Source organism: Sedimentitalea nanhaiensis DSM 24252 (genome assembly GCF_000473225.1).
In the GTDB taxonomy this organism is placed as follows: Bacteria; Pseudomonadota; Alphaproteobacteria; order Rhodobacterales; family Rhodobacteraceae; genus Sedimentitalea; species Sedimentitalea nanhaiensis.
Map to the genome: position 1 here is coordinate 3,079,004 of NZ_KI421509.1, position 16,884 is coordinate 3,095,887.

General features: G+C 61.4%; 14 protein-coding genes. 7 read left to right on the forward strand and 7 right to left on the reverse strand.

The window, feature by feature from the left end; translation table 11 throughout:
* Positions 1–24: 24 nt before the first annotated feature.
* Together NANH_RS0117005 and dapD are read left to right on the forward strand one after the other, a co-directional pair.
* A complete protein-coding gene (locus NANH_RS0117005; protein WP_027263129.1) occupies positions 25–960 on the forward strand; it encodes a threonine/serine dehydratase in 936 nt (311 codons plus the stop codon).
* Positions 961–1,032: 72 nt separating this feature from the next.
* Positions 1,033–1,860 carry a 2,3,4,5-tetrahydropyridine-2,6-dicarboxylate N-succinyltransferase gene (dapD, locus tag NANH_RS0117010; RefSeq protein ID WP_027263130.1) on the forward strand — a complete coding sequence of 276 codons (828 nt, stop codon included), beginning with the start codon at positions 1,033–1,035 and terminating at the stop codon, positions 1,858–1,860.
* 68 nt (positions 1,861–1,928) lie between these two features.
* Here the strand turns inward: dapD and NANH_RS0117015 are convergent, their stop codons facing one another.
* On the reverse strand, positions 1,929–3,500 hold the full coding sequence (locus NANH_RS0117015; RefSeq protein ID WP_027263131.1) for a choice-of-anchor L domain-containing protein: 1,572 nt from the start codon (positions 3,498–3,500) through the stop codon (positions 1,929–1,931).
* A 219-nt stretch (positions 3,501–3,719) separates the two neighbouring features.
* Between NANH_RS0117015 and NANH_RS0117020 the strand changes: the two genes are divergently transcribed.
* The 3 genes from NANH_RS0117020 (at position 3,720) to rnr (ending at position 7,585) form a co-directional block, all read left to right on the forward strand.
* Complete coding sequence (locus NANH_RS0117020) at positions 3,720–4,055, forward strand: hypothetical protein (protein WP_027263132.1); 336 nt, start codon at positions 3,720–3,722, stop codon at positions 4,053–4,055.
* Positions 4,056–4,085: 30 nt separating this feature from the next.
* On the forward strand, positions 4,086–5,228 hold the full coding sequence (dapE, locus tag NANH_RS0117025; RefSeq protein ID WP_027263133.1) for a succinyl-diaminopimelate desuccinylase: 1,143 nt from the start codon (positions 4,086–4,088) through the stop codon (positions 5,226–5,228).
* 77 nt (positions 5,229–5,305) lie between these two features.
* Entirely contained in the window at positions 5,306–7,585 is a 2,280-nt protein-coding gene (rnr, locus tag NANH_RS0117030; RefSeq protein ID WP_027263134.1) for a ribonuclease R, read from the forward strand.
* Positions 7,586–7,772: 187 nt separating this feature from the next.
* Here rnr and NANH_RS0117035 read toward each other — a convergent pair whose 3' ends face one another.
* Positions 7,773–9,212 (reverse strand): aldehyde dehydrogenase family protein, encoded by a 1,440-nt coding sequence (locus tag NANH_RS0117035; protein ID WP_027263135.1) that lies wholly within the window; start codon positions 9,210–9,212, stop codon positions 7,773–7,775.
* Between the two features lie 171 nt (positions 9,213–9,383).
* On the opposite strand from NANH_RS0117035, the gene NANH_RS0117040 reads away from it, so the two are divergent.
* Positions 9,384–10,034, forward strand: coding sequence for a peroxiredoxin (locus tag NANH_RS0117040; RefSeq protein ID WP_027263136.1), 651 nt, complete (start codon positions 9,384–9,386; stop codon positions 10,032–10,034).
* A gap of 41 nt (positions 10,035–10,075) precedes the next feature.
* Here NANH_RS0117040 and NANH_RS0117045 read toward each other — a convergent pair whose 3' ends face one another.
* From NANH_RS0117045 to pnp, 3 genes are all read right to left on the reverse strand, one after another.
* Positions 10,076–10,792, reverse strand: a complete 717-nt coding sequence (locus NANH_RS0117045) for a glycosyltransferase family 25 protein (protein WP_027263137.1) — start codon at positions 10,790–10,792, stop codon at positions 10,076–10,078.
* A gap of 84 nt (positions 10,793–10,876) precedes the next feature.
* Entirely contained in the window at positions 10,877–11,251 is a 375-nt protein-coding gene (locus NANH_RS26515; protein WP_036049986.1) for a hypothetical protein, read from the reverse strand.
* Positions 11,252–11,369: 118 nt separating this feature from the next.
* Entirely contained in the window at positions 11,370–13,502 is a 2,133-nt protein-coding gene (gene pnp / locus NANH_RS0117055; protein ID WP_027263138.1) for a polyribonucleotide nucleotidyltransferase, read from the reverse strand.
* A gap of 353 nt (positions 13,503–13,855) precedes the next feature.
* Here pnp and NANH_RS0117060 point away from each other — a divergent pair, with 353 nt between their 5' ends.
* Positions 13,856–14,872, forward strand: coding sequence for an alpha/beta fold hydrolase (locus NANH_RS0117060; protein WP_027263139.1), 1,017 nt, complete (start codon positions 13,856–13,858; stop codon positions 14,870–14,872).
* A 128-nt stretch (positions 14,873–15,000) separates the two neighbouring features.
* Here the strand turns inward: NANH_RS0117060 and NANH_RS0117065 are convergent, their stop codons facing one another.
* Positions 15,001–16,257, reverse strand: coding sequence for a flavin-dependent oxidoreductase (locus tag NANH_RS0117065; protein ID WP_027263140.1), 1,257 nt, complete (start codon positions 16,255–16,257; stop codon positions 15,001–15,003).
* Between the two features lie 68 nt (positions 16,258–16,325).
* Entirely contained in the window at positions 16,326–16,859 is a 534-nt protein-coding gene (gene idi / locus NANH_RS0117070) for an isopentenyl-diphosphate Delta-isomerase (RefSeq protein WP_027263141.1), read from the reverse strand.
* Positions 16,860–16,884: the final 25 nt, after the last annotated feature.

Below are 16,884 nucleotides of genomic sequence, written 5' to 3' on the forward strand. Positions count from 1 at the left end.
AAGACCAGTGAGGGGAGTATGGCAATGGGTTGGAAATCCGAGATTATTGCCGCCGCAGGGCGGATCAGAAATCACGTGGTACAAACCCCGGTGCTGATCGCGAATGGGTTTGGCCTGAACCATCCGGTAGAGTTGAAGCTCGAACAGATGCAGCATACGGGGAGCTTCAAGGCACGCGGCGCGTTCAACACCCTGCTTGGCGCTTCGGTGCCCGAGGCCGGGCTGGTGGCCGCCAGCGGCGGCAATCATGGCGCGGCTGTTGCCTTTGCCGCGCGCGCGCTGGGTCATCGGTCGCAGATCTTCGTGCCCGAGATGGCCGGACCGTCCAAGATCGCGCTGATCCGGGGCATCGGGGCGGAATTGACCGTTGTGCCGGGCGAATACGCCAATGCGATGCAGATGGCACAGGATTACGAAGCCAGGACAGGCGCGATGCAGATCCATGCCTATGACGCTTTGCCAACGGTGGCGGGGCAGGGGACGTGCCTGCGCGAATGGGAGGAACAGGGGCTGCGGGCCGATACCGTTCTGATCGCGGTTGGTGGAGGCGGGCTGATCGCCGGGGCACTGGGCTGGCTGGACGGCGCGCGCAAGGTGGTCGCGGTCGAGCCGGAAACCTCCTGCGCGCTGCACGCGGCGCTGGCCGCCGACCAGCCGGTGGATGTCGAGGTGTCGGGCGTTGCCGCAAACGCGCTGGGTGCGCGCCGCATCGGGCAGATCTGTCTCGATCTCGCGCAGCAGCACCAGATCCCCTCGGTTCTGGTGAGCGACGACGCGATCCTTGCCGCGCAACGTGCCTTGTGGCAGGCACATCGGCAATTGGTCGAACCCGCCGGGGCCACGGCCCTTGCGGCGCTGATGTCCGGGGCCTACCGCCCGGCGCAGGGCGAAACCGTCGCGGTGCTGGTGTGTGGCGGCAATATTGCGCCGGATCCGTTCCTGCAAGCCATCCCCCGCTAGCGTTCTTCGCATTGTTTGTCAGGGCCACTGCCGCTATAGGGCGCTAAACCTTCATCACAGGAGATCACCGCCATGTCCAATGCCCAGCTGGAAACCGCCATCGAAGCCGCCTGGGAAGCGCGCGATACGATCACGCCCGAGACCAGGGGCAAAACCCGCGATGCGATCGAGGCAACTTTGGATGCGCTGGACGGCGGCAAGCTGCGCGTTGCCGAGAAACAGGCCGACAACAGCTGGCATGTGAACCAATGGGCCAAGAAAGCGGTCCTGTTGGGGTTCCGCCTCAAGGACATGGAGCGGCAGGCCGGTGGCCCGCAGGATGGCGGCTGGTGGGACAAGGTCGACAGCAAGTTCGCCGGCTGGAAAAAGAAGGACTGGAAAAAGGCGGGCTTTCGCGCCGTTCCCAACTGCATCGTGCGTAAATCGGCCTATATCGCGCCGGGGGTGGTGTTGATGCCGTCTTTTGTCAATCTGGGTGCCCATGTGGACGAGGGCACGATGGTGGACACCTGGGCCACGGTCGGCAGTTGCGCGCAGATCGGCAAGAACGTCCACCTGTCCGGCGGCGTCGGCATCGGTGGCGTGCTGGAACCGATGCAGGCGGGACCCACCATTATCGAGGACAACTGTTTCATTGGCGCGCGCTCTGAAGTGGTCGAGGGCTGCATCGTGCGCGAAGGTTCGGTTCTGGGCATGGGCGTGTTTATCGGCCAATCAACCAAGATCGTCGACCGCGAAACCGGCGATGTCATGTATGGCGAAGTTCCGCCCTATTCGGTGGTGGTTGCAGGGTCGATGCCCAGCAAGAACAATGTCAATCTGTATTGCGCGGTGATCGTGAAACGGGTTGATGCCAGGACTCGTTCGAAAACCGGCATCAACGATCTGTTGCGCGACTGACATCCAAAGCAGCGCGATCTTTGGCCCGGTGCCCCGAGGGTGCCGGGTTTTTTGCGTGGCGCGTCGGCCTAGTCGGCGAACAGCACCTTAGCCTCATGTGCTTTCAGGGACATCCGGGCCGCTGGGCCATAGGCAGGACCATCCTGGGCGGCCAGATTTGGCATCAAATCGAACAGTTCGGCACGTGTCTCGGCGTCGAACGCGTCCAGGGTTTCGGCACCTGGGTGATAGCTTTCACTGGCCAGCCCATTGCCGCAGATGATCTCGTGACGGTCAAACAACAGATGAACGTAGTGCACGGTGCTGCCATCCGCGCGCGGTCGGATGCGATTGTCATCGACCAGTGATTTGGCCTTGACCAGAACTTCGGGGGTGCCAAACAGCAGTTCGGCCCGCCAAGAGGTGATCAGCACCCGGTGGCAGGGGGACAGTGCGATGCGGTCATGATCCCCCAGCGCACCCTTGGCAAAGACCACCGGAGCGTCCCTGCCTCGGGCGGAGCGCCGCGTGTGCCCGATCCAGCGCAGTGGCTGGCTGCCGTTATCGCGGGTCCGCACCAGCACACCTGGCGTTAGGGTCTCGACCGGAACCGGACCTTGGGCCGTATCGATCAGGGTTCCGGCGACGAAACAGGGAACCGTGGTAAGGGTGACAAAACCGGTGTCGGTATTGCCCTCGGAATCCTCGACCGCATAGGAAAACGTGTTGGTTTCGTCATCGCCATCCGAAACGATTTCAAAGGTTCCGTCGGCGTTGAGCGTGATTTTTTCGCCGGTCGGCAGGGTGACCGTATCGCCGGCGCTGACTGGTTGCCCGTTGATGTGGGTGATCGTCAGAGATCCGCTGGCGGTCGAGGAATCATTGGCCAGCGCGTCAATCGTACCGGGTGCGGTTCCATAGACGGTCAGCGCATCATCATCCGCAACCAGCGCGGTCTGAACCGAGTGACCCGCGATTAGCAGGTTGCTGTCATAAGCGCTGTCACCGCCATCCGCGATAGCAATCTTGATCGTGTTATTCTGGCCCGGTATTACCGGTGCCTTCAAGGTCAGGGTCGCGGTGAAACCATCCATTTCGGTATTCGCGATTTCGGCGTTGGCGGGATTGTCGACATACAGATTCGAATTCGTCTGGTCGTTGATATTGTTGATGGTGATGTCGCCATCCCCGATCGTTAGCTCGGCCTTGACGCCGTTGACCCAGACACCGACCGCATCGTTGAAGCCGCTGTTGACATATTCCAGGTATTCCTCGGATGAGAACGTGACCTGCATGGTCAGAACGGACCCCTCGGGGATGAAGGTCGATTCAAACACCGCCGCATCATAAGTCTTGGCTCCGGCGATGTCTTCGAGATCCTGGTCGCCGGCGCGGTTGTGATCGGTCGAGGTGCTGGCAGATCTGTTGGCATCCCCGGAACTTTGGGTAATGTCCGAGGCATTGCCTGTGGACAGGATCACGCCGGTATCCGAGGGGGTGAGCATGCCGGCAACCGAATCACCGTTGGTGTAGATGCCCGAAGCCGTATCGGCCCCAGTGTAGCTGGCCGAAACGATCTTGATGCTGTCTCCGAAAATGGTTTCGGCCATCTGCTGCGCAGTGGCAGAGGTATCGATTGGCAGTTCCGAGGCTGTAGGCATAAGAGACGCTCGTTCCGGTTGTAGTTGGGTCAGTTCCTAGATGAGCCAAAAACCTTTACCGATCGTCATTTTTGGTCCCATGGTTTTTCTAAAAATTGACAAAAATCAGATACTTGAACGAGCGTTGACGCGACCTTGTCGGGTAAAGGAAGCCAGAATTCGACGCAAAAGCAGCTGTTGCGCTTGACCGCCGCCGCCCGGCACCGCTATGGCCCCGGCATGAACATCAAGAAACCTTCTCGCCAGCAGGTCTATACCCTCGTCGTGCAGATTGGTCGCAAGGCGGGCGACGGGCTGCCCAAGGGTGCGACCGGGGCTGCGCTGATGTGTTTTGCCAGCGGCATTGACGAGGCCGAAGCGGTCCGCGAGACCGTGGCGATCCTGAAGCAGGCCGATACCGCGCCGCTGGATGTCACCGGCCATGGCACCCTGGCCGAACGCGAAGCCGAGGGACACGAGATCGATGCCGAGGAGCGCGCGCTTATGCAAAGGGCGCTGGATGAGAATGCCGTGATCGTTGCGCAGGTGACACCGTTCTTTGGCGACGATACCTGAGCCAGCCGACCCGATGAAGAGGAAGCCCCGATGCCCACTGACCCAGTTGATCTGACTGCGCGCCTGATCCAATGCCCATCGGTCACGCCCAATGAAGGCGGGGCATTGGAACTGCTGGAGCGTGAACTGACCGTGGCCGGATTCGACTGTACCCGCGTGGACCGCGGCGGAGTCAGTAATCTGTTGGCGCGTTGGGGGGCCAAGGGGCACGCCCGCACATTCGGCTTTAACGGCCATACCGATGTGGTGCCGTTGGGCGACGAAGCGGCGTGGACCATGCCGCCCTTCGGAGCCAAGGTGAAAGGCGGCGTCCTATATGGGCGCGGTGCGAGCGACATGAAATCCGGGGTTGCCGCCTTTGTCGCCGCAGCAATCGATTTCACCCGTGGCACGCCGCCGGACGGGGCCATCATTCTGGCCATCACCGGGGATGAAGAGGGCGATGCAGTCGACGGCACCGCCGCCCTTCTGGATCACATGCAATCCACCGGCGAAGCAATGTCAGTGTGCCTGGTGGGCGAGCCGACCTGCCCTGAAACCATGGGTGAGATGATCAAGATCGGCCGACGCGGCTCGATGACCGCCTGGTTCACGGTGATCGGCGTGCAGGGGCATTCTGCCTATCCACATCGCGCCAACAACCCGTTGCCCGCGATGGCACGGTTGATGGACCGGCTGGCCAGTCACACACTGGATGGCGGCACCGAACATTTTGATGCCTCGACTCTCGCCGTTGTGTCGATCGATACTGGTAACGCGGCCACAAACGTGATCCCCGCGCAATGTCGCGGCACAGTCAACATCCGCTTCAACGATGCCCATACCGGGGCGGACCTCTCGGCCTGGCTGCGGGCGCAGGCGGACGCGGTCGCAGCCGAATTCGGGGTCGAGGTCGGCATGACGATCAAAATCTCGGGCGAGAGCTTTTTGACCCCGCCGGGCGCGTTGTCTGACCTTGTGGCGGGCGCGGTTCAGGCCGAAACCGGGGTGCAACCGGTGCTGTCGACCACGGGGGGCACCTCGGATGCGCGGTTCGTCAAGGATCATTGCCCGGTTGTGGAATTCGGGCTTGTGGGCCAGACCATGCATCAGGTCGACGAACGGGTCGAGGTGGCGCATATCCATCAGCTCAAGGCGATTTACAGCCGTATTCTGGGGGATTATTTCGCCTGACCGGAAAACGCCGCGCACAGGCGGCCGCTGTCACTTTTGCCGATGACGCAACCGCAGTGGCATGGTAGGTCGGAGCCATGACGCGCATTCCCAGCAAGGCCGAAATTCTCGACTGGATCTCGGCCAACCCGACCCAAACCAACAAACGCGATATTGCCAAGGCTTTTGGCATCAAGGGGTCGGACCGTATCGACCTCAAGCGGATCCTCAAGGAACTTGAAGTCGAGGGCCATCTCGCCCGGCGCAAGCGATCCTATGGCGACCCGGAACGGTTGCCGCCGGTGAGCGTGTTGCAGATCAAAGAGCCCGATGCCGATGGCGATCTGTTCGCGCGTCCGTTGGAATGGCATGGCGAGGGGGTCGAGCCGATCGTGCTGGTGGTGCCGCGTGCCTCTGATCCCGCCCTGGGGCAGGGCGACCGGATTCTGGCCCGTCTTACCGTGGTGACCGCCGAGGATCACAATTACGAAGCCCGGCTGATCCGGCGCATCGGCACCAACCCGAAACGCATTCTGGGTGTGTTCCGCAAAGGTGCGGAAGGTGGGCGTATTGTTCCCATCGACAAGGCGCAGGGCATTGAATGGACAGTGGCCGAGGACAACCGTTTCGGCGCCAGGGATGGCGAGCTGGTCGAGGCCGAACAGGCCGGCCCGAAACAGCGCATGGGCCTGCCGCGTGCGCGCATTGTCAACCGACTGGGTGATCCCAGTGCGCCGCGCGCGGTGTCGCTGATTGCCATCCACCAACACGGCATCCCGGACCAGTTTCCGGATGACGTCATCGCCGAGGCCGACGGCTGCACGCCGCAGGGGCTGAACGGGCGCGAAGACCTGCGGGACATGCCGCTGATCACCATCGATCCGGCGGATGCGCGCGACCATGACGATGCCTGTTTCGCGCAGGCCGATGACGACCCCAAGAACCCCGATGGCCACGTTGTCTGGGTGGCGATTGCCGATGTCGCAGCCTATGTGCGTCCCGGTGGCGCGCTGGACCGCGAGGCCCGCAAACGTGGCAATTCCAGCTATTTTCCCGACCGCGTGGTGCCCATGCTGCCCGACAGACTGTCCGGGGATCTGTGTTCGCTGCACGAGGGCGTGCCGCGCGCCTGCATCACAGTGCGCATGCAACTGGACAAGGATGGCAACAAGATCGGGCATCGCTTTGTGCGCGGGCTTATGCGCTCGGTCGCGTCGCTGCATTACGGCGAGGTGCAAGAGGCCATTGACGGCACCCCGAACGATCGCACCGGCCCCTTGTTGGATGCGGTTCTGAAACCGCTCTACGCCGCCTACGCGGTCTTGGCCCGCGCCCGTGACGCGCGTCAGCCACTGGATCTGGACCTGCCCGAACGTCGGATCGTACTGGACGAGGACGGTACCGTGACCTCGGTCAGTTTCCGCGAACGGCTGGACGCGCACCGGCTGATCGAGGAATTCATGATCCTGGCCAATGTCTCGGCGGCTGAAACGCTGATCGCCAAACGTTCGCCGCTGCTGTTTCGGGTGCACGAAGAGCCATCGCCCGAGAAATTAGACAGTCTGCGCGAGGTGGCCCAGGCCGCCGGGTATAATCTCGCCAAGGGGCAGGTGCTGCAGACTCGGCACCTGAACGCCCTGCTGCGGGCCGCCGAGGGCAGCGACAATGACGAACTGATCAACATGTCGACCCTGCGTTCGATGACGCAGGCCTATTACAGCCCGGAGAATTTCGGCCATTTCGGCCTTGCCTTGCAACATTACGCGCATTTCACCTCGCCGATCCGGCGCTATGCCGACCTGATCGTGCACCGGGGGCTGATTACGGCGCATGGTTGGGGTGCGGAAACTGTCGGCGGGGGGAGACCCAAGGACGGCCTGTCGGTCGAAGATATCGACCGGTTGGAGCGCACCGCCGAGCAGATTTCGGACACTGAGCGCCGCTCGATGATGGCCGAACGCGACACTACGGACCGCTATCTTGCCGCCTATCTGTCCGAACGTGTGGGCAATGAGTTCTCAGGTCGGATCAGCGGTATCGCCCGGTTCGGCGCATTCGTAAAGCTGGACGAGACCGGGGCTGACGGGCTGATCCCGGTCCGCTCGCTGGGGCGCGAATATTTCCATTTCGACCGCGAAGCGGGCACTCTGATGGGGGCCGATACCGGGTTTATCATCGGCATCGGCCAACGTGTCACCGTGCGCCTGGCCCAGGCCACGCCGGTCACCGGCGGGCTGGAACTGGAGCTGCTCACGGTCGAGGACAAGCCCATGCCAAAGGGCCAGTCCCCTGCCGGTCGCAGCCCGCGCCGCAAGGCCGTGCGCGGAAAACGCAAAACCGACAAGATCAAACGCAAGGTCGCCCGCAGGCGCAAATGACGGCGATGTGCGCCTGCCACGCAAAAGCCCGCCACAGGAAATCTGCGCCGGGCTTTTGCGTGGCGAACGATTCCAGCGGTGCGCTTAGAGTATTTCGACTTAAACCTGTATCACCTATCACGGCCTGAAAACAAAGATTTCAACGCGATAGGTGATACCCGATGACACAATTTAAAGTCGAAACGCTTTAGTCGACGGTCCAGCCGCTGACGGCTTTGACCTCAAGGAAATCTTCTATGCCAAACATGCCGCCTTCGCGGCCATTGCCGGATTGCTTCATGCCACCAAATGGAGATCCGGCGCTGCGGGGCTTGCCATTCATTTCCACCATGCCCGACCGCAGCGCGCGCGCCATGCGATTGGCGCGGGTGCCATCCTGGGTCTGGACATAGTTGGTCAGACCATAGGGCGTGTCGTTTGCGATCTCGATCGCTTCTTCCTCGGTGTCAAACGGGATCATGGACAGCACAGGGCCAAAGATCTCTTCACGCGCGATGGTCATTTGGTTGTTCACGTCGGCAAACACCGTCGGCTTGACATAGAACCCCTTGTTCAGCCCGTCTGGCCGACCGGTGCCGCCCGCGACCAGCCGCGCCCCCTCGTCGATGCCCTTCTGGATCAGATCCTGGATCTTGCCCCATTGCACATCGTTGACCACCGGACCGATATGGCGGCCTTCGTCATGGGCGTTGCCGACCGTGACCGCCTTGGCGACTTCGGCAGCGGTTTCGACCGCCTGGTCATAGATATCGCGTTGCACCAGCATCCGGCTGGGCGCGTTACATGATTGGCCGGTGTTGTTCATCATGTGCAGCACGCCGCGCTTGATCGCTTTGTCGTCGGCATCGGCAAAGACGACATTGGCCCCTTTGCCGCCCAGTTCCAGATGCACCTTCTTCAACGTATCGGCGGCGGATTTGGAAATTGCCGTGCCAGCGCGGGTCGAGCCGGTAAAGCTGACCATATCAACATCCGGATGTGCGCTCAGCTGGCTGCCGACGCCTGCTCCATCGCCATTGACCAGGTTGAACACCCCGGCCGGAAAGCCCGCCTCGTGCATCATCTCGGCAAAGACCATCGCGTTCAGCGGGCTTTGCTCGGACGGCTTCAGGACCATCGTGCAGCCTGCAATCGCCGCCGCCCCAACCTTGAGCGTGATCTGATTCATCGGCCAGTTCCAGGGCGTGATCAGGGCCGCGACGCCAACCGCCTCGTGGATGATGCGGTCGTTGGGGGCGTGATCGCCCAGAGGGCGGTCGAATTCGAACGCCTTGGCGGCCTTGATGAAGTTGCTGAGATGCCAGGCACCGGCGCCGACCTGCTGGCTGCGCGCCATGTCGATCGGGGCTCCCATCTCGGCGCTCATCGCCTGGGCCAGATCCTCGGTACGGGTCTGGTAGACCTCGATCAGTTTTTCAACCAGCGCGATGCGTTCGCCAACCGGTGTCGCCATCCAACCGGGCAGCGCAGCCCTGGCGGCGGCAACTGCGGCGTTGGTGTCGGCCTCGCCCCCCAGCGAGATCACGGCACAGGGTTCTTCAGTCGACGGGTCGATCACCTCGAAATCATTCGTCTGCGCCGGGGCCACCCATTGCCCGTTGATGTAAAAATCGCGTTTCTCGATCATGGTTCGATCTCCCGTATCTGCCACTGTCCCGACCGGACGGTCGGGGATTCGCGGCACTCTGTCACTGCTGTGCAAGCAGAGCAAGAGAGGGGATGTAACAGAGCCGCGATAGGACTATTTTGGCTCTGACGCCGAGTCGTCACGGATTTTACTGACTAAAGGAAGAACAATATGGGTTTGCGCATCAACGATACGGTTCCGAATTTCACCGCCGAAACGGATCAGGGCACGATCCAGTTCCACGACTGGATCGGCGACAGCTGGGCGATCTTGTTCAGCCACCCCAAAGATTTCACTCCGGTCTGTACCACGGAATTCTCGGCTGTCGCTCAGCTGGCCGAGGAATGGAAAAGCCGCAACACCAAGGTGATCGGGGTATCGGTCGACGGTGTCGAGGACCACAAGAAGTGGAAGGGCGACATCGAGAAATACGGCAACGCAGCCGCCGGTTTCCCGATCATTGCCGACGAGGGGCTGGCTGTGTCCAAGGCGTTCGACATGCTGCCCGCCGAGGCCTATCTGCCCGATGGCCGCACCCCTGCCGACAGCGCCACGGTGCGGTCGGTTTTCATCATCGGGCCGGACAAGCAACTGAAACTGTCGATGACCTACCCGATGACGGTGGGGCGTAACTTTGCCGAGATCCTGCGTGCGCTGGATGGGCTTCAGATGTCGGACAAGGGCGTTGCCACCCCCGCCAACTGGGTGCCTGGCCAAGATGTCATCATCCCGCCCTCGGTCAGCGACGCGGATGCCAAGGAAAAGTTTGGCGAATTCGAGACGATCTTTCCCTATCTGCGCAAGACCAAAGCCCCGGCCTAGGGCCAGTCAGCCGGGGGCGTTGACGCGTCCCCCTGGGGCATTCACTGTTTCTGTGGGCGCAGGGCAACCTGCGCCCGATACCAGGCTCGGTTCAGTTCACGCAACAGTTTGCCCGCAGCGCGTGTCTTGACCTGAATTGTTGAGCCGCCGATCTGATGCGCGACCTCGGCATTGCCGTTGGGCAGGATCGCGTGGATCGGCTGGCCGGTCACCCAGTGCATCTGCAACAGCGTGTCCACCGGACGGTCGATTGCGGCGGTCACCGCCAGCAGACGGGCGGCAGCGTGGCGCCCCACCACCTGACAGATGCATTGCAGCCCGATCACACGGGGCAGGATGAACTGCATGTCGCCCGCGCTGCCCAGGACCTGCGCCGGGGTTTCGCGTGCCTTGACTGGCAGGCGCACATACATGTCAACCGACCCGTGGCGGGCGACAAGATCCAACGCGGTGGCCAGTTTTTCGGGATCGACCTGCAAGTCATCCTCGGCGATCAGCGCCCAGTCCCAGCCCCGATCCACGATTGTTTGCCAGCAGCGCCGGTGGCTTTGGAACACCCCGATCTCGGCCGGGCGCAGGGGAAAGGGATAATGCGGCCGATGCAGGTTGCCGGGCAGGGTTGCGACATCTGGTATGCTCGTCTGATTGCGCCCGTCGACGGCCTCGATCAACTCGGCCTGGGGAAGCATGTCCCGCAAACGCTCTGCATTGGGTCGCCGGGCGATGCTGGAGGACATGTGAATGATAAGCGACCGCATGACTAGTGACTACAGCGGAAACAATCCCTTTGAAAGAGCATGTTGCATGTCCACCACGATCCTGTGGTTGCGCCGGTCTCGTGTCTATTTGACCGAGAACACCGGGCTTTTGTCGCCCTTGCCTTGCTGTCCGACCGAATAGAAATCACTGCCGTCGAAATAAACGGTCTGACAGTCGGAGGGATATTCCTTTTTTCCGATGCGCAGGGCGCGGCAGTAATATCCCTTCTGCCAGTTCCATTTTCCTACGACTTTTCCACCCGGCGAAGAGCCCGTTATCGCGCCGTTGGGCTGCAGGACGAATGCACTTTTTCCACTCGCCAATGTCTTGCCAACAATTTTGCTATTGAAGTCGTCCGCCGATTTGATCCGTTTGAACCCCGCCGCGTCAGCGGGTGTCACGACTGCGGAAAATGCTGCGAGAACTGCAATCAAGAGAGATGTTTTGTGCAATGTCATTTTTCAGTTTCCCTTGTGAAACTCCAGTTTCACCAATCCCGACAAATGATGACATGTTGCACGAAAAAGCCCCGGACACCAAATCCGGGGCTCTTCCTTTGTCGGTTCAAGGCAACCGTTACTCGGCGGCTTCTTCTTTCTTCATCTCTTCGCCAGTCTCCTGGTCGATCATCTTCATCGACAGGCGCACTTTGCCGCGATCGTCAAATCCCAGCAGCTTGACCTTGACCTCCTGGCCTTCCTTCAGAACGTCCGAAGGATGGTTCAGGCGGCGGTTTTCGATCTGGGACACGTGGACCAGACCGTCGCGCTTGCCAAAGAAATTCACGAAGGCCCCGAAGTCGACGATCTTGACCACTTTGCCAGTATAAACCTTGCCTTCCTCCGGTTCGGCCACGATCGAATGGATCATGTCATAGGCCTTTTGGATGGCTTCGGCATTGGGCGAGGCGATCTTGATGATGCCGTCGTCGTTGATATCGACCTTTGCACCGGACACTTCGACGATCTCACGGATCACCTTGCCGCCCGATCCGATGACTTCACGGATCTTGTCGGTCGGCACCTGCATGGTCTCGATGCGCGGCGCATGGATCGAGAAGTCCGCAGCGCCGGACAGCGCCTTGTTCATCTCGCCCAGGATATGGATGCGACCGGCCTTGGCCTGCTCAAGAGCTTTCTCCATGATCTCGGGTGTGATGCCCGCGATCTTGATGTCCATCTGCAGGGAGGTGATGCCATTCTCGGTTCCCGCAACCTTGAAGTCCATGTCGCCGAGGTGGTCTTCGTCACCCAGGATGTCGGACAGGATCGCATAGGATCCGTCGTCTTCTAGGATCAGCCCCATGGCAACGCCAGCCACCGGTGCTTTCAGCGGCACGCCCGCATCCATCATCGACAGCGAGCCGCCACAGACCGACGCCATCGAGCTGGACCCGTTGGACTCAGTGATCTCGGACACCACGCGGATGGTATAGGGGAAGTCGGTGCTGGCCGGCAGAACCGCCTGCAACGCCCGCCAGGCCAGCTTGCCATGGCCGATTTCGCGACGGCCCGGACCCATCACCCGGCCAACTTCACCAACCGAATAGGGCGGGAAGTTGTAGTGCAGCAGGAAGTTGGATTTGAAGTTGCCATGCAGCGCGTCGATGAACTGTTCGTCATCGCCGGTGCCCAGCGTGGTGACGACCAGCCCCTGGGTTTCCCCACGGGTGAACAGCGCCGAGCCGTGCGTGCGGGGCAGCAGACCGGTTTCGGCAACGATATCACGGATTTCATCGGTTTTGCGCCCGTCGATGCGCTTGCCGGTTTTAACCACGTCACCGCGCAGAATGCCGGCTTCCAGCTTTTTCAGGGCGGACCCCAAATTGCTGTCTTCCTGCTGTTCTTCGCTCAGCTTGGACAGGATGCTCTCGCGTGCGGCGGCAACAGCGGCGGTGCGCTCCTGCTTGTCGGCGATGGCAAAGGCGGCCCGCATCTCGGTTTCGCCAGCGGCCTTCACGGCCTCGTACAGGTCAGAGTAATCCACCGGCTGGAAGTCAAACGGCTCTTTCGCCGCATCTTCGGCCAGAGCAATGATCAGGTCGATCACCGGCTGGATCTGCTCGTGGGCAAATTTCACAGCGCCCAGCATTTCGGCTTCGGACAGCTCATAGGCTTCGGACTCGACCATCATGACCGCGTCCTTGGTTCCGGCGACAACCAGATCCAGACGCTGTTCCGGGTTCAGACGAAGGTCCTGCATGTCGTCTACGGTCGGATTCAGGACATAGTCCCCATCCTCAAAGCCCACGCGACAGCCGGCAATCGGCCCCATGAAAGGCGCGCCTGACAGCGTCAGCGCGGCGCTGGCGGCGATCATCGCAACCATGTCCGGGTCATTGACCAGATCGTGGGACAGCACGGTGCACATTACCAGAACTTCGTTCTTGAAGCCGGGCACAAACAGCGGGCGGATCGGACGGTCGATCAGGCGCGCGGTCAGGGTCTCTTTTTCGGTCGGGCGCGCTTCGCGCTTAAAAAAGCCGCCAGGCACCTTGCCGGCAGCATAATATTTTTCCTGGTAATGCACCGTCAGCGGAAAGAAATCCTGTCCCGGTTTCTGCTTGCGGGCATAGGTCACGTTGGCCATGACACTGGTTTCGCCCAAGGTTGCGATGACACTGCCATCGGCCTGACGGGCAACCTTACCCGTTTCCAGTGTCAGCGTCTCTTCGCCCCACTGCATCGACTTTGTCGTTACTTTAAACATCTATCGTTTCCTGTATGCGAGCACTCCCGGCCCTCCGGGTCTCGCGTTTGAATGGCGGCCCCATTGCCGCCGACCCCTTGTATCAATCCTTCACGGCACCGGGGTCCGGGCACCACGTCTCAGATTTCCGCGCATTACAGGAGTTTCGCAAAAATTGAAAGAGCGATATGCCCGAGGGGGTGTGCGATGGCCCTGTAACCGCAGCCATATCGGCCCAGCGGCGGCGGCGCGGCAGTTGCCTGCTGCAAGGGCGGTGTTACACTGGCCATTCCACTCTGGTTGCGGCCGGATAATCATGATTGTGACGATCCGGTATCGCAGTCAGGCATGCCACGCATTTGGGGGAATTAACGATGCTGCGAGCCGTAACCGTATTTTTGGCAACCCTTACCGTTTCCGGCGCTGCCCGTGCCGAAATCGACCTGCCTGAAACGTTCGACTATATGGGCCCCGTGGTCCAGACGATGACTGGGCCGGATGGGCGGAATGTTGCCTTCGTCGATACCGGTCCAGAGAATGGTCAGGCCGTTCTGTTCATTGGCGGTACCGGTACAAGTGCGGCCGTCACCCGTTTGACGGACTTTTTGCGCACCATGCGCGAGTCGCTTGACCTGCGCCTGGTGTCAGTTGGGCGCGCCGGGTTCGGACAATCCGATCCTGCCGAGAATTGGTCATTCGACGACTATGCGGCTGATGCGACCGCGGTTCTCGATCACCTCGGAATTCGGGATGTGGCAATCCTGGCGATTTCCGGTGGTGGACCGTACAGCGCGGCCTTTGCGGCGCAGAACGCCGACCGGGTACGGTCGATCCATCTGGCTGCCGCGACCGCATTGGCAACGCCATCGGGCCTTTGCCAGGCGGGCGAAGCCAAGATGTCGGAAATCTTCGACGACTTTGCGGCGCACCCGCTGAAATGGTGGGGGTTTCCGGCAGAGAGCCCGACCCACAAGATTCCCGGTTTTGGATCAGCTGCCGCCGATGACGGCGCGCGGACCTTTGGCATCGCCGGGCAAAAGGGCAGCGGTCAGGCCGAAGTCGCCGAATTCATGCGCTATTGCACCCTGCCACTGCCCGACGTGTCCAAGGTGTCCGCGCCGGTCTATATCTACCAGGGCGGTCAGGATACGCAGGTGACGCCGGCAAATGCCGACCGCTGGGCCGAGGTCTATTCCAACGTGGCTGTGCGGCGGGACTATCCGGACGGCGGTCACGACGTTCAATATCGCCACTGGGATCAGATCCTGGTCGACATGGCCGGCATGGGGGACAAGCTGGTGATCTGCCGGGATGGCGTCTCGCAACTTGTCCCGGCTGACGAAGCGCCGGGCGATGGCGCGACGTTGGGCATCTGTGCCTGGCAGAATTAACGCGTTTCGGAGACGGCCGAAAATGCCATTGGCGGACTGGTCGGGTGCTGCACGGAAAGCGGGGGCTGGACCGGTATTCCCTTGTTGGCGGCTGTACAAGGCCAACAACAACCCGGTCTTTCGGTCGGTTAACTGATGCGGACACCCGTTTCGATGATCGGCGGTTTTGCATTCAATTCTTCAATCGAGAACCCGGCCAGCGCCTTGTACTTGTCCGAATGATCCTGCAATTCCTGCAGCGGGATCACTTGCGAGATGTCGTCGAATTGCCCGCCGCACAACTCCTCGACCCGCTGCAGGATCGCGTCCGGACCGCTGCCCCGATTGGCCAGACCCACCCGCGTGGTGATGGGGCGCATCTCGGACTCGTAAGCAGTGAGCGCCGCAGGTGTCAGCCCATGCTCCAGCAGTTTCGCGCCGATCACGCGGGCGTCTATGATCGCCTGACTCGCGCCGTTGCTGCCCACCGGATAGGTCGGATGGGCGGCATCCCCCATCAATGTCACGCGCCCTTCGGTCCAGCGCGGCAGCGGATCGCGGTCCACCATCGGGTATTCCAGCACCTGTTGCGCGCCCCGTATCAGCGCCGGCACGTCGATCCATTCAAACCGCCACTGCGAAAAGTCATCGATAAAATCAGAGATATCCGCCGCACGGTTCCAGTCTTCGCGCTGCCAGCCGATGGCCGGGTCGAACCGTTTTTCGGCGATCCAGTTGATCGTTGCCAGCCCGGTCCGGGGGTCCGGATCGGTGATCGGATAGGACACCAGCCGCAGGCTGTCATGGCCGATCATCACCATCGCGCCGCCACCGAAATAGACCGGAGCCTGCGTCGTGGCACGCCATAACACCTGGCCATTCCAGATCGGTGCGCCCTCGTCCGGATACATCTGCGCCCGCAGCGCCGAGTGGATGCCATCCGCTCCGATCAGCAGATCGCCACTTTCCGTCTCGCCCCCCTGTAATTGCAGTTGGGCATCGTCGGTTCCGGTTGAAAACCCGGCGGCACGCGCGCCGGTGCGCAGGCAATCCGCCCCGGCGCGCGCGATCAGTGTCTGATACAACATGACCTGCAACTGCCCGCGATGCACCGAATATTGTGGCCAGGCATACCCCGCCCGTCGCCCGCGCGGCTCTTCCCAGATGAGATGTCCCGATTTGGAGTAAAAGCCGATCTGCCGCGTCTGGACGCCGATCCGTTCCAGGTCCGGCGCGAGTCCTAGATCGAACAATTCCCGGACTGCATTGGGTTGCAGGTTTATCCCAACCCCCAACGGGCGGATCTCTTGCGTCGCTTCCACGATGCGAAAAGGCACACCGATCTGGTGTAGTGTCAGCCCCAGTGTCAGCCCCGCAATGCCAGCGCCGGCGATGAGTACGGTCATCGGATGGTCCTTGTGCTTGATGGCGCAAGCAAAGCAGCAGAACCCGATTGGTGCAAGCCTGCGGTGGCTCAGCCACTCGCCAGATCAGCGCCCAGTATCGTTTCTGCGTGATCGCGCAGATAGATCCGCAGCCAGGGAGTGAACCGTGCGGGATCGTCGGAAACTTCGGTCAGAAGATCGCGATAGGCGATCCAGCGGGTGTCCATCACCTCGTCAGGATTGGGCCGTATGTCCAGTTGCTGCGGGGCATGCGCCAGGTACACATCCACCACCTCGTGTTCGGTCAGACCGCCCCCGACTTCGGCGCGGTATTCCAGTTGCTGGCGGTGCTGCGGGTCAAGGCCGCCGATACCAAGCTCTTGTTGCAAGCGGCGGTGGGCACAGTCCAGCGGCGGCTCTTGCCACAGTGGATGGGTGCAACAGGTGTTCGCCCACAGGCCCGGCGTGTGATATTTGCCCAGGGCACGGCGCTGGATCAGGATCTGATCGCCGCGCACGACAAAAACCGACACGGCCTGATGCTTTAACCCCTGCACATGCGCGGCCAGTTTGTCGATCGGGGTCAGGTCGCCATCGACCCAGGCCGGGATGAGAGTGTCCATGTATGTGTTCCGGTATGCTGCACTG